We start from the raw sequence: 17619 nt of genomic DNA on the forward strand, positions 1-17619 counted from the left end.
GCCGCCTGCGGCGGCGCGCTCCTCGACCAAGGGGGTAGGCGCGACGCGGTCCTCGACCAGGCGGGGACGGCGGGTGGTCTCGTGACGCGTGCCGCCTGCGGCGGCGCGCTCCTCGACCAAGTGGGAGGGGGCGGTGGGCGGGTGCGAGGATGGAGGCGATGGACGAGCGGCAGGACTGGCGGCAGCGCATCGCGCGCGCGATCCGCACCGACCCGGCATCGCGACCCATGACCGAGGCGCTCCTCACGATCGACGAGGTGCACGCGCGGAAGGTCATCGACCTCGCGATGCGGATCGCCGAGGCGCTCACGGCCGTCGGCGCATCCGCCAACGACGTCACGCTCGCCACCGCTCGCGTCGCCGCGGCGCTCGGCATCAAGCCGGTGCACGTCGACGTCACCTACAACTCGATCGGCGTCTCGTACCACCGCAACCACGACGATCTGCCCATCACGCTGCTGCGGGTCGTGCGCGCGCCGGTGCCCGACCACGCCAAGCTGCAGCGCCTGCAGGCGCTCGTCGTCGAGATCGAGCACGGCCTCGAGCTCGAGCAGGCCCGCTCCCGCTTCCACGCGATCCGTCGCACGCCCTTCATGTACCGGCCCACGTTCGTCGTGCTCGCGCAGGGGATGCTCGCGGTCGGCGTGTGCGTGCTGTTCGGCGCGTCGTGGCTCATCGCCGCGATCACCTTCCTCGCCTCGTGCGCCGCCGCGGTCGCGCAGCGCGGCATGGCGCGGCTCCGCGTGCCGTTCTTCTTCTCTCAGATCGTCGGCGCGCTGGTCGTCACGGCGGCGGCCGCCGCGACCGGGGCGCTGTCGGAGCTCGGCGTGCCGATGCTCGAGGGCGTGCGGCCGTCGATCATCGTCGCGGCCGGCATCGTCCTCATGCTCGCCGGGCTCTCGGTGGTCGGCGCCGCTCAGGACGCGATCGACGGCTTCGCGCTCACCGCCGGCGGGCGCATCCTCGAGCTCGTCATGGCCACGCTCGGCGTCGTGCTGGGCATCCTCGGCGGCCTGTCGCTCGCGAGCTCGCTCGGCGCGGGCTTCGTGCTCACGAGCGACGCCCCCGCGCTCGGCGCCCTGCCGCTGCAGTTCAGCGGCGCGGTGATCATCGCGATCGCGGTCGCGGTCATGAACGGCGCCGGCCTGCGCACGACGCTCGTGAGCGCCGTGCTCGGCACGATCGCCTGGCTCGGCTACTCGGCCGGCACGGCGGGCGGGCTCGACGTCGCCGTCGCGAGCGGCCTCGGCGCGCTCATCGCGAGCTTCGTCGGCATCCTCATCGCCCACCGCCTCCACGTGCCGTCGATCGCCGTCACCACCGCCGCGATCGTGCCGCTCGTGCCCGGGTACGCGGTCTTCCGCGGCCTGCTCGAGCTCGTCGAGACCGACGGCTCGCCCACGAGCCTCATCATCGGCTTCGCGACCCTCATCGGCGCCGGCGCGATCGGCATCGCCCTCGCCTCCGGCGCGTCGCTCGGGCTCTTCCTCGGCGCGCCCTTCCGCGACACGGTCGAGAGCGTGATGCGCGGCAGGGGCCGCGCCCGCTGATCCGGGCGCGCGCGCAGGCCCCCCGGCTACGGTGGGAGCGGCTGCTGCCGGCGCCTGCCGCAGCGGGGAGGTGACGATGCAGCGCGAGCCCGACGGCGGCACCGACGAGGTCGGCGCGCTGCCCCGCACCCGATCGATCAGCCGCTGGGACCGGCTGTGGCGCCCGTTCTGGGTGCTGCCGATGGTGATCGTGGTCGCCGCGGTGCTCGCCGGCTACCTCGTGCCCGAGCTCGACCGGCTCGCGGCGGACGAGCTGCCCTACGTCTTCCCGGGCGGACCGAACGGCGCGCGCGACATGCTCGGCACGATCGCCGGCGCCATGATCTCGGTCACCGGCCTCGTCTTCTCGATCACCATGGTGGTGGTGCAGCTCGCGAGCAGCCAGTACAGCCCCCGCATCCTCGGCGACTTCCTCGCGAGCCGCACGACGCAGGTGACGCTCGGCATCTTCGCCGCGAGCTTCACGTACGCGCTCACGGTGCTGCGCTCGGTGATCGGGGAGTCGGGCGAGGGCGGCGCGTTCGTGCCCCAGCTGGCGGTGACGCTCGGCTTCCTCCTGGTGCTCGCGAGCGTCGGCATGTTCCTCGCGTTCATCCACCACATCACGCGGTCGATCCAGGTCTCCTCGATCGTGTCGAGCCTGGGCGACGACACGCTCGACGTCGTGCGGCGGTACTTCCCGGAGCCCTCGTCGCCGGGCGCCCGGCTCGGCGCGGTCCGCTGGGACGGCGAGGAGGGCCTCGAGCCGCAGACCGTCGCGGCCGAGGAGCACGGCGCGGTGGTCGAGCTCGACCACCGCGGGCTCGTGGCGCACGCCGCGGAGCACGACCTCGTGCTCGAGGTGCTGCTGCAGGTCGGCGACGCCGTGCCCGAGGGCCTGCCCGCGCTGCGCGTCTGGCGACCCGTCGGCTCGCCGCCGCTCGACGACGAGCGCCTCGCGCCCATCCGCCGCCTCGTGGCCGTCGAGCAGGATCGCGTGCTCAACCAGGATCCGGCGCTCGGCATCCGCAAGCTCGTCGACATCGCCGAGCGCGCGCTCTCGCCCGGCATCAACGACCCGACGACCGCGGTGCAGGTGCTCGACGAGCTGCACCGCATCCTCCGCCTCACCGTCACGCGGGCAGAGCTGCCCGCCCTCGTGTCGCGCGACGGCAGGCTGCGCCTCGTGCACCGGCCGCAGCGCGTCGAGCAGCTCATCGACCTCGCCATCGCCGAGCCGCTCCACTACGGCGAGGGGTCGCTGCAGGTGCCGCGACGCATCGCGGCCATGGTCGACGACCTCCGGGCGGTCGCGCTCGCCGAGCACCGACCGGCGCTCGAGCGGTGGGCGAGGCGGGCGGATGCGGTGGTGCGGACGCAGGAAGCGCGGCACGCGGGCGACCCACAGGCGCAGCCGGGGGACACCCCTTAGGGTTCGCCGTTTCGCCTCCGGCCCGCATCCCGAGTACCGTTGTCGGGGCCTCCGTGCGTCGACATCGACGTTCCGGGGGCATTTGACAGCGATGCGTGAAGCGATTCGAGGCACATGAGCGAGCAGACGACACCCGGCACCGACACCAGCACCAGCGCTCCTCCTGCCGACGGCTTCACCCACCACCCGGCGCTCGACATCCCGCCGCTGCCGGTCGAGGACGCGGAGCGCAAGCCGCTCGACCGGATCGTCTTCGGGATCGCCGCCGCCGTCGCGCTCGCCTTCGTGCTCTGGGGAACCCTCGGCACCGCGTCGCTCGGCACGGCCGCCGGCGCGGGCGTCGACTGGGTCGTGCACAACACGGGCTGGCTCTTCGCGCTCGCCGCATCGGGCTTCGTCGTCTTCATCGTCTGGATCGCCGCGAGCCGCTTCGGCCGCATCCCGCTCGGCGACGACGGCGAGGATCCGGAGTTCTCGACGATGTCGTGGATCGCGATGATGTTCTCGGCGGGCATGGGCATCGGCCTCGTCTTCTACGGCGTCACCGAGCCGGTGAGCCACCTCGTCACGCCGCCGCCGGGCACCGGCGGCGGGGACGACGCCGAGGCCGTGCGCACCGCCATGGCGACGACGATGTTCCACTGGTCGCTGCACCCGTGGGCGATCTATGCCGTCGTCGGCCTCGCGCTCGCCTACACCGGCTTCCGCAAGCGCCGGCCGCTGCTCATCTCGTCGGCGTTCACCGCGCTCGTCGGCAAGCGCACCGTCGAGGGACCGGTCGGCCGGGCGATCGACATCTTCGCGATCTTCGCGACCCTCTTCGGCTCGGCGACCTCGCTCGGCCTCGGCGCGCTGCAGATCGGCTCGGGCCTCGAGCTCGTCGCCGGCATCGGCGAGGTCGGCAACGGCGTGATCATCGCCATCATCGCGATCCTCACCGCCCTCTTCGTCGTCTCGGCCGTCTCGGGCATCTCGCGCGGCATCAAGTGGCTCTCGAACACCAACATGGTGCTCGCCGGCGTGCTGGCGCTGTTCGTGCTCGTCGTCGGCCCCACCGTCTTCATCCTCAACCTGCTGCCCACGACCATCGGCGCCTACTTCGAGCAGCTCGCCGTCATGTCGGCGCGCACCGAGGCCGCCGGCGGCGAGGCCGTCGCCGCGTGGCTGTCGGGCTGGACGATCTTCTACTGGGCCTGGTGGGTGAGCTGGACGCCGTTCGTCGGCATGTTCATCGCGCGCATCTCGCGCGGCCGCACCATCCGCCAGTTCGTCACCGGCGTGCTCGTCGTGCCGTCGCTCGTCTCGCTCGTGTGGTTCGCGATCTTCGGCGGGCTCGGCATCGACCTCGAGCGCGCGGGCATCGACCTCGGCAGCTCCGGCACGCCCGAGGCGACGCTCTTCATGGCGCTCGGCGAGCTGCCGCTCGCGCAGATCACGGCGATCGTCGTCATGGTGCTCGTCGCGATCTTCTTCGTGTCGGGCGCCGACGCCGCGTCGATCGTGATGGGCACCCTCTCGCATCGCGGCTCGCTGCGGCCGAGCCGCGCATCCGTCGTCTTCTGGGGCGTCGCGACCGGCGCCGTCGCGGCGATCATGCTGCTGCTCGGCGGCGAGGACGCGCTGGCCGGCCTGCAGCAGGTGACGATCATCGCGGCACTGCCGTTCGTCGTCATCATGGTCGGCCTCGCCGTCGCCCTCACGCGCGACCTCTCGCAGGACCCGGTCGTCGTGCGCCGCGCCTACGCGGTCGCGGCGGTCGAGCAGGCGGTCGTCGCGGGCGTCACCGAGCACGGCGACGACTTCCAGCTGACCGTCGAGCAGACCGCGCCCGGCGAGGGCGTCGGCGAGCTCGTGCCCACCCAGCCCGTCGACCCCGCCGCGCTCCCGTCGACCGAGGCGCCGAGCGCCCGCTCCGACGACCAGGCGGCGGATGCGTCGGGTGACGAGCCCGCGGACGGTCGCGCCGACGCCGTGGCCCGGCCCGAGGAGCCGCCCCGGCCGTAGGATGGCGCAATGCGCATGCGAGTGGCCGCCTACGCCCTCATCACGAGGGGCGAGGGCGACGACGCGCAGATCCTGCTGCCGCACTGGCGCGAGGGCGGCATGTCGGGCTGGACGCTGCCGGGCGGCGGCGTCGAGCCGGGGGAGCACCCGGCCGACGGCGCCGTGCGGGAGGTCAAGGAGGAGACCGGCTACGACGTGCGGCTCGTGAGCCTGCTGGGCGTCGACTCCGCCGTGCTCTCGAGCGCCGCGCGCGGCGACGAGCTGCAGGCGCTGCGCATCCTCTACCGCGCCGAGATCATCGGCGGCGAGCTCGCCGTCGAGGTGGGCGGCACGACCGACGACGTGGCGTGGCACGCGCTCGCGGATGTGCCGGAGCTGCGGCACGTGCACGCCGTCGACTGGGCGCTGCGCCACCTCGGCGACGCCGGATCGCCGCTGCGCTGATGCCCGCCATGCCCCCGCTGGTCGTGCTCGGCCTCGCCCTCATGGCGGCGAGCGTCGTCATCAGCGGCATCGACATCGTGCGCACGGTGCGCTCCGGGCGGGAGCCCGAGCGGCGGCTGCGCGCCTTCCTGCTCGCGGCCGGCGTGCTCATCGCCGGCGGCATCCTCGTGGTCGTCGGCTCGACCCTGGGCTGAGCCGGCGGAGCACGCCGGGCGCGCGCCAGCACGCAGCAGGGGCCCCGCCTCGCGGCGGAGCCCCTGCTGTCGAGCGTCGGATCAGGCCTGCGGCGAGCCGGCCTCCGGGCCCTCGGCGAGGCCGCCGGAGGGCTGGTCGACCGGGCGCGGCGGCGCGTCGATCGCCGAGTCGTCGGCGTCGGGGATCCAGAGGTCGTCGTCGGCGCGGAGCGTCTGCCACGCGGCGTAGGCCGCGCTCGCGACCGCCACGGCGCCGGCGCCGATGAGGAGCCACTGCCAGGCGTTGGGACCGCTCTTCGCGGCGTGCGCGGGCGAGACCTCGGGCACCGTCGTGTAGCGGCGCACGCTGTCGATGGCGTCCTTCACGCGGTCGTCCTTGGCGATCTGCGCCATGGCCGCGAACGAGCCGAGGCCCGATGCGATGGCCGGCACGACCGACGAGTTCCAGCCCCGCGTGGCGCGGGAGAGGGTGTTGCGACCGGCGTCGACGCCGCGGTGCACGTAGCGCTCGGCGGTCGGACGCAGCGACTCGTTGCCGTAGGCGCGAGCGGCCTCGCGGGCCTCGCGGGCGATCTCGGCGGCGTGGTGGTTCACCACGCGCTGCTCGGCCCAGAGCTTGTCGGCCTGCTTGCGGAGCTTCTTCACCTGCTTCGCGCGCTTGCGCGAGAGTTCGAGCGACATATCCGTCCTTCCGTGGGGAGAGCCTGCGGCTGATCATTGCAGGTTTTCCTGGACGCGTCACCCAGCGGACGAGCGGTTTCGCTGTCGTCGAACCTGCCCCCTCCGACGGGCTCCGCAGGCCCTCGCTGTGGGAGGATCGAGGCATGGCTCACCACACTGCTGTCGCGACGATCCGCACGAACCTCGGCGAGATCAAGGTCAACCTCCTCGGCGACCACGCCCCCAAGACGGTGCAGAACTTCGTCGAGCTCGCCACCGGTGCTCGCGAGTGGACGCACCCCGGCACCGGCAAGACCTCGACCGACCCGCTCTACGACGGCGTCGTCTTCCACCGCATCATCCCCGACTTCATGATCCAGGGCGGCGACCCGCTCGGTCAGGGCGTCGGCGGCCCCGGCTACCAGTTCGACGACGAGATCCACCCCGAGCTCGACTTCAACGCCCCGTACGTGCTCGCCATGGCGAACGCAGGCATCCAGGGCGGCCGCGGCACGAACGGCTCGCAGTTCTTCATCACGACCGTCGCGACCCCGTGGCTCAAGGGCAAGCACACGATCTTCGGCCTCGTCGAGGACGAGGCGTCGCGCAAGGTCGTCGACGCGATCCAGGCCGTGCCCACCGACGGCCGCGACCGTCCGCTCGAGGACGTCGTGATCGAGTCCGTCGAGATCCAGCAGGCCTGACCCCAGGTGTCCGCCGCCCCGCCTGCCGATCGCTGCTACCGGCATCCTGATCGGCAGAGCTGGGTGCTCTGCCAGCGCTGCGGCCGCACGATCTGCGGCGAGTGCCAGCAGCAGGCGCCGGTCGGCGTGCACTGCCCCGAGTGCGTGCGCGAGCTGCGCGACGAGCAGCGCGCGCGCCTGCGCGAGACGCGCGTCGCCCACGGCGGCCCGCGCACCGCGATCGGGCAGCGCACCCGGCAGTGGCTCGCGCAGCCCGCGCCGGTGACGATCGCCATCGTCGCGGTCACCGCGCTCGTCGGCGTGCTGCAGATCCTACCCGGCAACCTGTCGGGGCAGCTGATGCACTTCCTGCCCTACTCGCTCGTCGAGCCGTGGCGCTTCCTCACCTACGCGCTCGTGCACGCGGGGGTGCTGCACTTCGCCTTCAACATGATGATCCTGTGGATGGTGGGGCCGGCGATCGAGGAGCGCATCGGGCGGCTGCCCTACCTCGCCGCGTACGTCGTGAGCGCGGCGGGGGCCGCGGTGGCCGTCGCGTGGTTCACGCCGGCCTCCGCCGTGGTCGGCGCCTCGGGCGCGATCTACGCGCTGTTCGGCATGGCGATCGGCATGCAGCGGATGCTCGGGCGGGTGCAGCCGGCGCTGCTCGTGCTCGTCGGCATCAACCTCGTGATCACCTTCGCGTTCGGCGGCATCTCGTGGCCGGCGCACGTCGGCGGCCTCGCGATCGGGCTCGCGCTCGGCTTCGGCATCGGCGCGGTGCATGCGCGGATGCGCGGCGACCGCACGACGCGGGCGGCCTGGCTGGTCATCGGCGGCGTCGCGATCGTGCTCGCCGCGCTCTTCGCGGCGCGCGTCGCCGTGCTGCTCTGAGCGGACGCGACGGGCCGTTCTCCACAGGTTTCTCCACACCTGGGGAGAACTACACCGGTGTGATTCGGTCGGCTACTTCCAGCGCGTCGTCATGATGAAGCCGATGAACATCACGCCGAAGCCGATCACGATGTTCCAGGAGCCCAGCTGCGGCAGCGGCAGCGTCGTGCCCGAGATGTAGTACACGATCACCCAGAGGAAGCCGACGAGCATGAAGCCGAACATGACCGGCTTGAACCAGACGGGGTTGCGCTGGTCGTCGTGCGGGGAGCGCTCCTTGCCCTTCGCGGACCGGCTCTTGGCGGCCGACGCCTTCTCGATGGACTTGTCGCTGCTCATGGCACCCAATGGTAATGCAGGCGCCGCCTAGGATTGAGCGGTGGCCAGGCAGCAGCGCGCGGAGGGTCGCCGCCCCCGGCGGCGCGCTTCGGCCGCGAGCGTGCTGGGCGAGCTGCTCGTGACCGCGGGGGTGCTCGCGCTCGGCTACGCCGGCTGGCAGCTGTGGCTCTCGGACGCCGTGCTCGGCGGGCAGCAGCAGGAGGCGGCGCGCAGCTTCGCCTCGCAGCTGGGGCCGATCCAGCCCGGACCGCCCGATGCATCCGCCCCCGATGCGGCGCTCCGCACCGACGAGCCGCCGGCCGAGCCTGCCGCCGCCGACCGCGAGTCGTTCGCCGTGATGTACATCCCTCGGCTCGGCGGCTTCGAGCGCGTGATCGGCGAGGGCACGAGCCGCGCGGTGCTCGACTCGCTCGAGCAGGGGCTCGCGCACTACAGCGACTCGGCGCAGCCGGGGGAGCTGGGCAACTTCGCCGTCGCCGGGCACCGCAACGGGCAGGGCGGCCCGTTCACGCACCTCGACGAGCTGCGCGTCGGCGACCGCATCTACGTGCAGACCGCCGGCGCGTGGCACGTCTACGAGTTCCGCAACCACGAGTACGTGCCGCCGACCGCCGTCGAGGTCGTCGCCCCGGTGCCGCAGCAGCCCGAGACGCCCGCCGACGGGCGCTACCTCACGCTCACGACGTGCAACCCCGAGTGGTCGGCCGAGGGCCGGCTCATCGCCTACGCCACCTGGCTCGGGTGGCAGGAGGCCGAGGCCGGCATGCCCGCCGAGCTCGCCGCCAGCCTCGGGAGGGCATGATGTATGCAGCACTCTGGCGTGCGCTGCCCGGGCCCTGGCCCGTGCGGCTGCTGCTCGTGGCCGCGCTGCTCGCGGCCGTCGCCTGGTTCCTCGTCCTCCACGGCTACCCGTGGGTGATGCAGACCTTCTTCCCGACCCCGGACCCCACCATCACATGACTCGCATCCTCGTCGTCGACAACTTCGACAGCTTCGTCTACACCCTCGCCGGCTACCTCCAGGAGCTCGGCGCGGAGGTCTCGGTCGTGCGCAACGACGAGGTCGACGCGTCGACCATCCGCGACTGGGACGCCGTGCTGCTCTCGCCGGGCCCCGGCGCTCCGGCCGACGCGGGCGTCTCCATCCCGATGGTGCACGCCGCGATCGAGACCGGCACGCCGCTGCTGGGCGTCTGCCTCGGCCACCAGGCGATCGCCGAGGCGCTCGGCGGCGTGGTCACGCACGCGCCGCAGCTCATGCACGGCAAGACGAGCCTCGTCGAGCACGACGGCACGACGGTCTTCGAGGGCCTCCCGAGCCCGCTCACCGCGACCCGCTACCACTCGCTCGCGATCGTCGACGGCACGGTGCCGGATGCGCTGCGCGTCACGGCGCGGACGGTCCCGGATGCGCAGGCCGGCGTGATCATGGCGGTCGAGCACCGCGGTGCCCCCGTCTGGGGCGTGCAGTTCCACCCGGAGTCGGTGCTCACCGAGGGCGGCTACCGGATGCTGGGCAACTGGCTCGAGGCCGCGGGGCTCACCGGCGCGGCGCAGCTCGCCGAGGGCCGCGCGCCCCTCGTGACGCTCGCACCGCCGCCCGACCACGTGGCGTAGTCGGGGCAGTCGGGGTCGACCCCCGGGCTCCCGAGAGCGTCAGCCCTCGTCGCCGCCGCCACCGCCGCCGCCGCCACCGTTGCCGGGGTTGGTCGGCGCGGGCTCGGGCTCGGGCTCGGGCTCGGGTGCGGGCGCCGGTGCGGGATCGGGCGTCGGCTGGCCGTTGCAGTAGAGCAGCGTGATGGTGCTGCCCTGCGGGTGGTCGCCGGGCGTGAGCGACTGCTCGACGACGTCGCCGCCCAGGCAGCGCGTCGTGAAGCGGCGGTCGACCGTGAGTCCGAGGGCGCTCATCTGGTCGGCGGCGCTCGAGATCGCCTGCCCCGTGACGTCGGGCACGGTCACGAGCCCGCTCGCGAGGACGATGTTGACGGTCGCGCCGCGCGAGACGTCGGTGCCGGCGCTCGGGTCGGTGCGCACGACGAGGTCGGCGGCGACGGTCGGCGCGTTCTCGCGCGTCACGGTGCCGACGGTGTACCCGGCCGCCTCGAGCGCCTGCCGCGCCTGCGCCTCGGTGAGGTTCGCGACGCTCAGCAGCGGCGAGGGCGGCGGGCCGTTCGAGACCACGACGGTGATCGCGGCGCCGGGGGAGAGCACGATGCCCGCGTCGGGATCCGTGCGCAGCACCGTGCCGGCCTCGGCGTCGTCGATCACGCGCCGCACCTCGGGCACGAGGTCAGCGCCCTCGACGGCGGCGACCGCCTCCGCCTCCTGCATGCCGGCGACGGCGGGCACGGTGGTGGAGAGCCCGGCGATCGGGATGCTGCCGCCCAGGCTGACGGCCCACGCGACGGCGCCCACGACGAGCACGGCGATGAGCGCGACGGCGCCCCAGAGCCAGGCCACGGGCGGACGGCGGTCGCGCCGCACGGCCGCGAGCTCGGCGGTCGTCTCGGCCTCGGGCTGCGGGTCGTCGGCGGCGAGCGCGGCGAACATCGTCGTCGCGGCCCCGATCTCGACCGGCGCGGTGTCGGTGCGCTCGAAGGGCACGAGCACGCCGGCGAGCGCGTCGTCGAGCGCCTGCTTGAACTCGGTGGCCGTCTGGAAGCGGTGCTCGCGGCGCTTCTCGAGCGCCTTCCCGACGATGGAGTCCATCTCGGGCGTGATGCCCGGGGTGATCGACGAGGTGGTCGGCGGCTCCTCGGCGACGTGCTGGTAGGCGACGCCGACCGCGGTGTCGGACTCGAACGGCGCGCGGCCGGTCAGCAGCTCGAAGAGGATCACGCCGGTGGAGTACAGGTCGGTGCGGGCATCGACCGACTCGCCGCGCGCCTGCTCGGGGGAGAAGTACTGGGCGGTGCCGAGGATGGTGCCGGTCTGCGCCACGTTGGCGCTCGTCTCGCTCACCGCACGGGCGATGCCGAAGTCCATCACCTTGATCTGGCCGCCGGGCGTCACCATGACGTTGCCCGGCTTGATGTCGCGGTGCACGATCCCGGCGCGGTGCGAGTACTCGAGGGCGGTGAGGATGCCCTTGGTGATGCGCACGGCCTCGGCCTCGGTGAGCGGGCCCTCGGCGATGATGTCCTTCACCATCCGGCCGTCGACGTACTCCATCACGATGTACGGCACGGCGGCGGGCTCGCCCTGGGCGTCGACCGCCGGCTCCTCGCCGGCGTCGAAGACGCGCACGACGGTGGGGTGCGACATCCGCGCCGCGGACTGCGCCTCCTGACGGAAGCGCGTGCGGAACTCCGGGTCGAGCGAGAGCTCGGGCTTCAGCAGCTTGACGGCCACCTGCCGGTCGAGCCGGGTGTCGCGGGCCTTGTGCACCTGCGCCATGCCGCCCTGGCCGATGAGCTCGCCGATCTCGTAGCGGTCGCCGAGGGTCCGCAGGGAGGCGATGATGCTGTCGGTCATCGCTGCTCCTTCCCTCGTGCATGCGTCAGGACGTCGTCCCGGCGCGCGGCGGGATCGGTCGATTCTACGTCACGGGCGCGGGCGACCCCCGTGGTGCGGCCGATCAGGGCTCGACCGGCGGCTCCACCGGCAGGGTCTCGGTCGGCTCCGTGGGCGTCGGCGTGGGCGTCGGCTCGGGCTCCGGGGTCTCCTCCGGCGTCGCCGTCATCGTCAGCGCCGGGGACGAGCCGCTCGTGAGCGACTCGCCGCCGTCGACGTCGCACGTGTAGGTGTACGAGATCGTCGTGTCACCGGCGGGGACCGAGCTGAAGTTCATCTGCGCGATGCCGGTCTCCTCGATCTGCTCCCGGCCGTCGGGCCAGGTGATCGTGGCCGTGTAGCCGCCGAGGCTGTAGCCGGCGGGGCAGCTCGCCTCGTCCCAGACGACGACGGGGCTGTCGCCGACCGTGAGGGCCGCCGGGTCGCCGCCGTCCTGCAGGCGCGGCACCGACGTGGGGTCGGCGATCGCGGCCACGGGGGCGTAGATCGTGCCCGTCACGGTCGAGCCCACCGGCACCGGGCCGGTCGGGTCGACGGCGTAGACGGTGCCCGCGTCGGCCTCGGCGGTGGCCGGGTTGCCGGTCTCGACGGCAGGCTGGAGCTCGAGCGCCTGGATCGCGGCGCGGAACTGGGCCTCGTCCATCCCCTCGAAGTCGCTCAGGTCGATGTCGACCGTCTCGAGGGTCTGGCTCGGCACCGGCGTGCCCGAGTCGACGGGCGGCTGCTGCTGCTGGTTGAGCAGCATCATCGCGATCGCGACGCCGGCCGCCACGAGCAGCACCGCGAGGATCACGACGGGCCAGATCCAGGGGTTGCGGCGCCGGTCGCGGTCGCGCTCCAGCGTCGTCGCGCGGGTGACCGGCAGCGCCGCCGTCGCGGGGCTCGACTGGGTCGTGATCACCCGGGTCGCGGCCTGGGTCGGCGAGTCGATCGTCGCGAACGAGTCGGTCGAGGCGATGCCCGGCACGATCGCCGCGGCGCCCGCGATGTCGCCGCGGCGCAGCATGGTCGCGGCGCGCGACAGGTGCGCCGCCGAGGTCGGGCGGTCGGCGGGGGTCTTCGCGATGCACGACAGCACGAGGTTGCGCACCGGCTCCGGCACGGTGCCGGGCAGGTCCGGCGGCGCGTCGTTGATGTGCGCCATCGCGATCGCGACCTGCGACTCGCCCGTGAACGGCCGCCGGCCGGCGAGCGCCTCGTAGGCGACGATGCCGAGCGAGTAGATGTCGGTCGACGGCGCCGCCTGCTGCCCCGAGGCCTGCTCGGGCGAGAGGTACTGCACCGTGCCCATGACCTGGCCGGTCGCGGTGAGCGGCACCTGGTCGGCGATGCGCGCGATGCCGAAGTCGGTGATCTTGACGCGGCCCTCGGGCGTGATGAGCAGGTTGCCGGGCTTGATGTCGCGGTGCACGAGCCCCGCCTGGTGCGCGGCGTGGAGCGCTGCGGAGGTCTGCGCGACGATGTCGAGCACCTTGTCGGCCGAGAGCGTGCGGTCGCGGTCGAGGATCGCGCTGAGCGGCTCGCCCGGCACGAGCTCCATCACGAGGAAGGCGCTGCCCTCCTCCTCGCCGTAGTCGAAGACGTTGGCGATGCCCTCGTGGTTGACGAGCGCGGCGTGACGGGCCTCGGCGCGGAAGCGCTCGAGGAACCCGGGGTCGCCCATGTACTCGTCCTTGAGGATCTTGAGCGCCACCGTGCGGCCGATCACCTGATCGGTCGCCTGCCACACCTCGCCCATGCCGCCGATGGCGATCCGGCTGGTCAGCTGGTATCGCCCACCGAAGGTGAGTCCGCTGGATGGTCTCATGAGTTCAGCACCGCCTCGATCACTGCTCTCCCGATAGGTGCGGCGATCACGTTTGAAGTATCACCGACGATGTTCTCATCCGGCACGACCACGACGGCGACTGCCACGCTCCGGTCGTCCGTCTCGCCGTAGCCCGTGAACCACAGGTTGAACGGCTCGTTGTTCTCGCCCGTCTCCGCGGTGCCGGTCTTGCCGCCCACCGTCACACCCGGGATCGCGGCGTTCGAGGCGAGCCCCTCGCTCACGCCGAGCTCCATCGCGCCGCGCAGCGCCGCCGCCGTCTCGGCCGAGATGGGGTTGCCCTGGATGGTCGGCTCCGGGTCGTCGAGCACGTCGAGGTTGGGCGCGAGCACGCGGTCGACCATGTTGGGCCGCATCATCGTGCCGTCGTTCGCGATCGCCGCGGTGGTCATCGCCACCTGCAGGGGCGTCACGCGCACGTCGTACTGGCCGAAGGCCGTCAGCATCGTCTGCGCCTCGTCGAGGCCCGTGGGGTAGGAGCTGGGGGTCACGTCGAGCGGGATGTCGAGCGGCTGGCCGTAGCCGAACGCCGCCGCCTGCTCGGCGAGCGCATCCTGGCCGAGCTCCTGCCCGAGCTGCGCGATGGGGATGTTGCACGAGAGCACGAGCGACGTCTCGAGCGTCGCCTGCTCGCCGGGACCGCACGCCTCGCGGGAGGCGTTGCGCACCTCGCTCGTCGACTGCGGCAGCGTGAGCGTCTCGGGGTTGTCGAACTCCGACTGCATGTCGAAGCGGCCCGACTCGAGCGCGGCGGCGACGGTCACGAGCTTGAAGACCGAGCCGGGGTAGTAGAGGTCGCCCGCGATCGCGCGGTTCTGCAGCGGCTGCTCGGGATCGGCGAGCAGCTGGTTGTACGTCTCGGTGACGGCCGCGGTGTTGTGGCTCGCGAAGGCGTTGGGGTCGAACGTGGGGCTCGAGTACATCGCGAGCACGTCGCCCGTCTCGGGGTCGAGCGCGACGACCGCGCCCTCCCGGCCGCCCAGCGCATCCGCCGCCGCCTGCTGCGCGTCGTGGTCGATCGTCAGCTCGACCGACGAGCCCGCCGGGTCCTGCCCGGTGAGCGTCGCCAGGATCTGGTCGAGGAACTGGCTGTTGGCGCTGCCGGTGAGCTCGGCGTTCATCGCGCCCTCGATGCCCGTGTTGCCCTGCCCGAGCGTGTTGTAGCCCGTGACGGGCGCGTAGAGCGGCCCCATCGGGTACTCGCGCTGCCACTCGAACTCGTCGTTCGACGGCGTCGACAGCGCCACCTGCACGCCGTCGACCACGATCGAGCCGCGCTCGACCGCGAAGGAGTCGTACAGCGTGCGCGTGTTGCGCGGATCGGCGTGCAGCGAGTCGGCCTGCACGGCCTGGATCATCGTCGACGAGCCGAAGAGCCCGAGGAACATCACCAGCAGCAGCGTGCTCACGCGGCGGATGGGCCTGCGCATGCTCTGCTCCCGTTCGACGCCCGTCATGCGATCCCCCTTCCGCGCACCGAGTCGCTCAGCCTCAGCAGCAGCGCGACGATGAGCCAGTTGGCCAGCAGCGAGGAGCCGCCGGCTGCCAGGAACGGCGTGGTGAGGCCCGTCAGCGGGATGAGCCTCGTGACGCCGCCCACGACGATGAACACCTGCAGGCCGATCGCGAAGGCGAGGCCCACGGCGAGGAGCTTCGTGAAGTCGTCCGGCCCCTGGAAGCCCACGCGCACGCCGCGCGAGACCAGGATCAGGTAGAGCCCGAGGATCGCGAAGATGCCGGCGAGGCCCAGCTCCTCGCCGAGCGACGGGATGATGTAGTCGCTGTTGGCGTACGGCGTGATGTCGGGCCGGCCGAGGCCGAGCCCGGTGCCGAGCAGGCCGCCGTGCGCCATGCCGAACACGCCCTGCACGATCTGGAACGAGCCGCCCTGCGCCTCGTAGACGCTCTGGTCGAAGGCGTGGATCCAGGCGTCGATGCGGCGCTGCACGTAGCCGAGCACGAAGTAGGCCGCGATGCCGCCGAGCGCGACGAGGCCGACGCCGATGAACATCCACGAGCGGCGGCCGGTGGCGACGTAGATCATCACGAGGAACAGGCCGAAGTAGAGCATCGACGTGCCGAGGTCGCGCTGGAACACCAGCACGAGCATGCACATGCCCCAGACGATGAGGATGGGCCCGAGGTCGCGCAGGCGCGGGAAGCGGATGCCGAGCACCTTCCTGCCCACGACCGACAGCGAGTCGCGCGCCGTCATGAGGTAGCCGGCGAAGAAGATCGCGAGGGCGATCTTGGCGAGCTCGCCCGGCTGCAGCGAGACGATGCTGCCGATGCCGATCCACACGGTCGCGCCGTTGATCGTGCGGCCGATGCCGGGCACGAGGGGCAGCACGAGCAGGATGATCGCGATCGCCATGGCGAGGAACCGGTAGCGCGCGAGCACGCGGTGGTTGCGCACGACGACGATCGCCGCGATCGCGACGACGAGCGCGATGCCCGTCCAGGTGATCTGGCGCATGGAGGCGGCGTCCCAGCCGGTGACGCCCTCGGCGATGTCGATGCGGTAGATCATCGCGATGCCGAGGCCGTTGAGCACCGTCGCGACCGGCAGGATGATCGCGTCGGCCTCGCGCGCGACGATGCGCAGCGCGATGTGGAGGGCGAGCGTCAGGATGCCGAGCCCGGCGGCGAGCTGCAGCGGGAACAGGTCGACGCGCTGCAGGGCGCCGAGCTGCACGAGCACCATCGCGCCGCCCGCGATCACCCAGGCGATCACGAGCAGGAACAGCTCGAGGTTGCGCAGCTTCGCGGGGTTGCGGATGCGCACGCGGATCGCCTCGGTCACATCGCGCAGCTGCACGATGCCCGTCTGGAGGGCGCTGGGAGCGGTGCGATCCGTCATGGCGTCGGCTCCAATCGCTCGACCACGGCCTGCGCGGCCTGGAGCGAGTCGGCGGAGATCGTCTGCTCGACGTTGCGCTGGTTGAAGGGGGTGAGGTCGTCGATCGCGATGTCGGTCTCCTGCACCTCGGTCGCGAGGACGATCGGCCCGATCTGCTGCTGGATGCCCTGGTAGATCGCGACGTTGCCGGCCTCGTTGACGCCGACGAAGTAGCGGTCCTGGGTCCAGCCGTAGAACAGCACGCTCACGATCGCGACGAGGATCACCGTGAGCACCGCGCCGACGCCCCAGCTGATGCGCCGGTTGCGCCGCATGCGCCGCTGCTCGGCGAGCAGCTCCTGCAGGAACTCCTCGCTCTCGGGCTCGAAGTGCTCGAACGCGGGCTGCTGGCGCGACTGGCGCGGGTGCAGCAGCAGCTGGCCGAGGCTCACCGAGGTGCGCTCGGGCTCGACCGCCTCGTAGCTGATGGGGGCGGCGGCGGAGCCGACGGTGGTCGGCTCGATCGACGACGAGCGCTGCTCGTCGATGTCGCACAGCACCACGGTCACGTTGTCGGGCGCGCCGCGCGAGAGCGACTCGTTGACGAGCCGCTGCACGGTCGACGGGGTGTCGAGCCCCTGCTCGAGGATGGCGCGGATGCGCTCCTCGTCGACGTAGCTCGAGAGGCCGTCGGAGCACACGAGCCAGCGGTCGCCGGGCAGCGCCTGCTCGACGGCCGTATCGATCTCGGGGTGCGTCTCGACGTTGCCGAGCACGCGCATCACGACGTTGCGGCGCGGGTGGTGCTCGGCCTCCTCGCGCGTGATGCGGCCGGCCTCGACGAGCTTCTGCACGAAGGTGTGGTCGGTCGAGAGCTGCTCGAGCGCGCCCACGCGGTAGCGGTAGATGCGGCTGTCGCCGATGTGGGCCATGGCGACGCGGTCGCCGACCCGGATGATGCCGGAGGCGGTCGTGCCCATGCCGCTGAGCTCGGGGTGCTCGACCATCGCCTGCTGGAGCGCGTCGTTGCCCTCTCGCAGCCGCTCGGCGAGCGCCTGCGCGGCCTCCTCGGCACTGCCGTACTCGCGGTCGGCCTCGCGCGCCTTGCGGGTCACGATCGCGCTCGCGACGTCGCCGCCGGCGTGACCGCCCATGCCGTCGGCGACGAAGCACAGGTGGTTCCCGGCGTAGCCGGAGTCCTGGTTCTCCGTGCGGATCCGGCCGACGTGGCTGATCGCGGCGGCGAGGGGTGTGCTCAAGC

At 72.5% G+C, this 17619-nt stretch carries 17 protein-coding genes; 10 read left to right on the top strand and 7 right to left on the bottom strand.

Annotation, left to right across the window (positions count from 1 at the left end):
- Window positions 1–158: 158 nt before the first annotated feature.
- The 5 genes from FQ330_RS01495 (at window position 159) to FQ330_RS01515 (ending at window position 5603) form a co-directional block, all read left to right on the top strand.
- Entirely contained in the window at window positions 159–1550 is a 1392-nt protein-coding gene (locus FQ330_RS01495; RefSeq protein WP_225792635.1) for a threonine/serine exporter family protein, read from the top strand.
- Between the two features lie 76 nt (window positions 1551–1626).
- On the top strand, window positions 1627–2961 hold the full coding sequence (locus FQ330_RS01500; protein ID WP_146354643.1) for a DUF2254 domain-containing protein: 1335 nt from the start codon (window positions 1627–1629) through the stop codon (window positions 2959–2961).
- A gap of 114 nt (window positions 2962–3075) precedes the next feature.
- Entirely contained in the window at window positions 3076–4965 is a 1890-nt protein-coding gene (locus FQ330_RS01505; protein WP_146354645.1) for a BCCT family transporter, read from the top strand.
- A gap of 9 nt (window positions 4966–4974) precedes the next feature.
- On the top strand, window positions 4975–5409 hold the full coding sequence (locus FQ330_RS01510) for an NUDIX hydrolase (RefSeq protein ID WP_128190394.1): 435 nt from the start codon (window positions 4975–4977) through the stop codon (window positions 5407–5409).
- Entirely contained in the window at window positions 5409–5603 is a 195-nt protein-coding gene (locus FQ330_RS01515; protein ID WP_146354647.1) for a hypothetical protein, read from the top strand. The genes FQ330_RS01510 and FQ330_RS01515 overlap by 1 nt, the downstream gene beginning before the upstream one ends.
- Before the next feature lie 81 nt (window positions 5604–5684).
- On the opposite strand, the gene FQ330_RS01520 is transcribed toward FQ330_RS01515, so the two are convergent.
- Entirely contained in the window at window positions 5685–6284 is a 600-nt protein-coding gene (locus FQ330_RS01520; protein WP_146354649.1) for a hypothetical protein, read from the bottom strand.
- A 143-nt stretch (window positions 6285–6427) separates the two neighbouring features.
- Here FQ330_RS01520 and FQ330_RS01525 point away from each other — a divergent pair, with 143 nt between their 5' ends.
- Together FQ330_RS01525 and FQ330_RS01530 are read left to right on the top strand one after the other, a co-directional pair.
- Window positions 6428–6967: a peptidylprolyl isomerase gene (locus tag FQ330_RS01525; RefSeq protein WP_128190397.1), complete on the top strand. Its 540-nt coding sequence runs from the start codon at window positions 6428–6430 to the stop codon at window positions 6965–6967.
- Between the two features lie 63 nt (window positions 6968–7030).
- Complete coding sequence (locus FQ330_RS01530; protein ID WP_146354651.1) at window positions 7031–7840, top strand: rhomboid family intramembrane serine protease; 810 nt, start codon at window positions 7031–7033, stop codon at window positions 7838–7840.
- Window positions 7841–7912: 72 nt separating this feature from the next.
- Here the strand turns inward: FQ330_RS01530 and FQ330_RS01535 are convergent, their stop codons facing one another.
- A complete protein-coding gene (locus tag FQ330_RS01535; RefSeq protein ID WP_128190400.1) occupies window positions 7913–8179 on the bottom strand; it encodes a cell division protein CrgA in 267 nt (88 codons plus the stop codon).
- Window positions 8180–8219: 40 nt separating this feature from the next.
- Between FQ330_RS01535 and FQ330_RS01540 the strand changes: the two genes are divergently transcribed.
- From FQ330_RS01540 to FQ330_RS01545, 3 genes are read left to right on the top strand one after another with little or no spacing between them, the layout of a single operon-like run.
- Entirely contained in the window at window positions 8220–8981 is a 762-nt protein-coding gene (locus FQ330_RS01540; RefSeq protein ID WP_146354653.1) for a class E sortase, read from the top strand.
- Window positions 8978–9139, top strand: coding sequence for a hypothetical protein (locus FQ330_RS13130; protein ID WP_164877232.1), 162 nt, complete (start codon window positions 8978–8980; stop codon window positions 9137–9139). The genes FQ330_RS01540 and FQ330_RS13130 overlap by 4 nt, the downstream gene beginning before the upstream one ends.
- The gene (locus FQ330_RS01545) at window positions 9136–9795 is read left to right on the top strand and encodes an anthranilate synthase component II (RefSeq protein ID WP_128190710.1); all 660 of its coding nucleotides are present in this window, start codon (window positions 9136–9138) and stop codon (window positions 9793–9795) included. Before FQ330_RS13130 ends, FQ330_RS01545 begins: the two co-directional genes overlap by 4 nt.
- 39 nt (window positions 9796–9834) lie before the next feature.
- Here the strand turns inward: FQ330_RS01545 and pknB are convergent, their stop codons facing one another.
- From pknB to FQ330_RS01570, 5 genes are all read right to left on the bottom strand, one after another.
- Complete coding sequence (pknB, locus tag FQ330_RS01550) at window positions 9835–11652, bottom strand: Stk1 family PASTA domain-containing Ser/Thr kinase (protein ID WP_146354655.1); 1818 nt, start codon at window positions 11650–11652, stop codon at window positions 9835–9837.
- Between the two features lie 103 nt (window positions 11653–11755).
- Complete coding sequence (locus FQ330_RS01555; RefSeq protein ID WP_146354657.1) at window positions 11756–13498, bottom strand: protein kinase domain-containing protein; 1743 nt, start codon at window positions 13496–13498, stop codon at window positions 11756–11758.
- Window positions 13495–14976 carry a peptidoglycan D,D-transpeptidase FtsI family protein gene (locus FQ330_RS01560; protein WP_318655675.1) on the bottom strand — a complete coding sequence of 494 codons (1482 nt, stop codon included), beginning with the start codon at window positions 14974–14976 and terminating at the stop codon, window positions 13495–13497. Before FQ330_RS01560 ends, FQ330_RS01555 begins: the two co-directional genes overlap by 4 nt.
- A complete protein-coding gene (locus FQ330_RS01565; RefSeq protein WP_146354659.1) occupies window positions 14973–16379 on the bottom strand; it encodes an FtsW/RodA/SpoVE family cell cycle protein in 1407 nt (468 codons plus the stop codon). The genes FQ330_RS01560 and FQ330_RS01565 overlap by 4 nt, the downstream gene beginning before the upstream one ends.
- Window positions 16376–17617: a PP2C family protein-serine/threonine phosphatase gene (locus tag FQ330_RS01570; RefSeq protein WP_128189833.1), complete on the bottom strand. Its 1242-nt coding sequence runs from the start codon at window positions 17615–17617 to the stop codon at window positions 16376–16378. Before FQ330_RS01570 ends, FQ330_RS01565 begins: the two co-directional genes overlap by 4 nt.
- Window positions 17618–17619: the final 2 nt, after the last annotated feature.

It is taken from the genome of Agrococcus sediminis (assembly GCF_007923295.1).
Lineage (GTDB): Bacteria > Actinomycetota > Actinomycetes > Actinomycetales > Microbacteriaceae > Agrococcus > Agrococcus sediminis.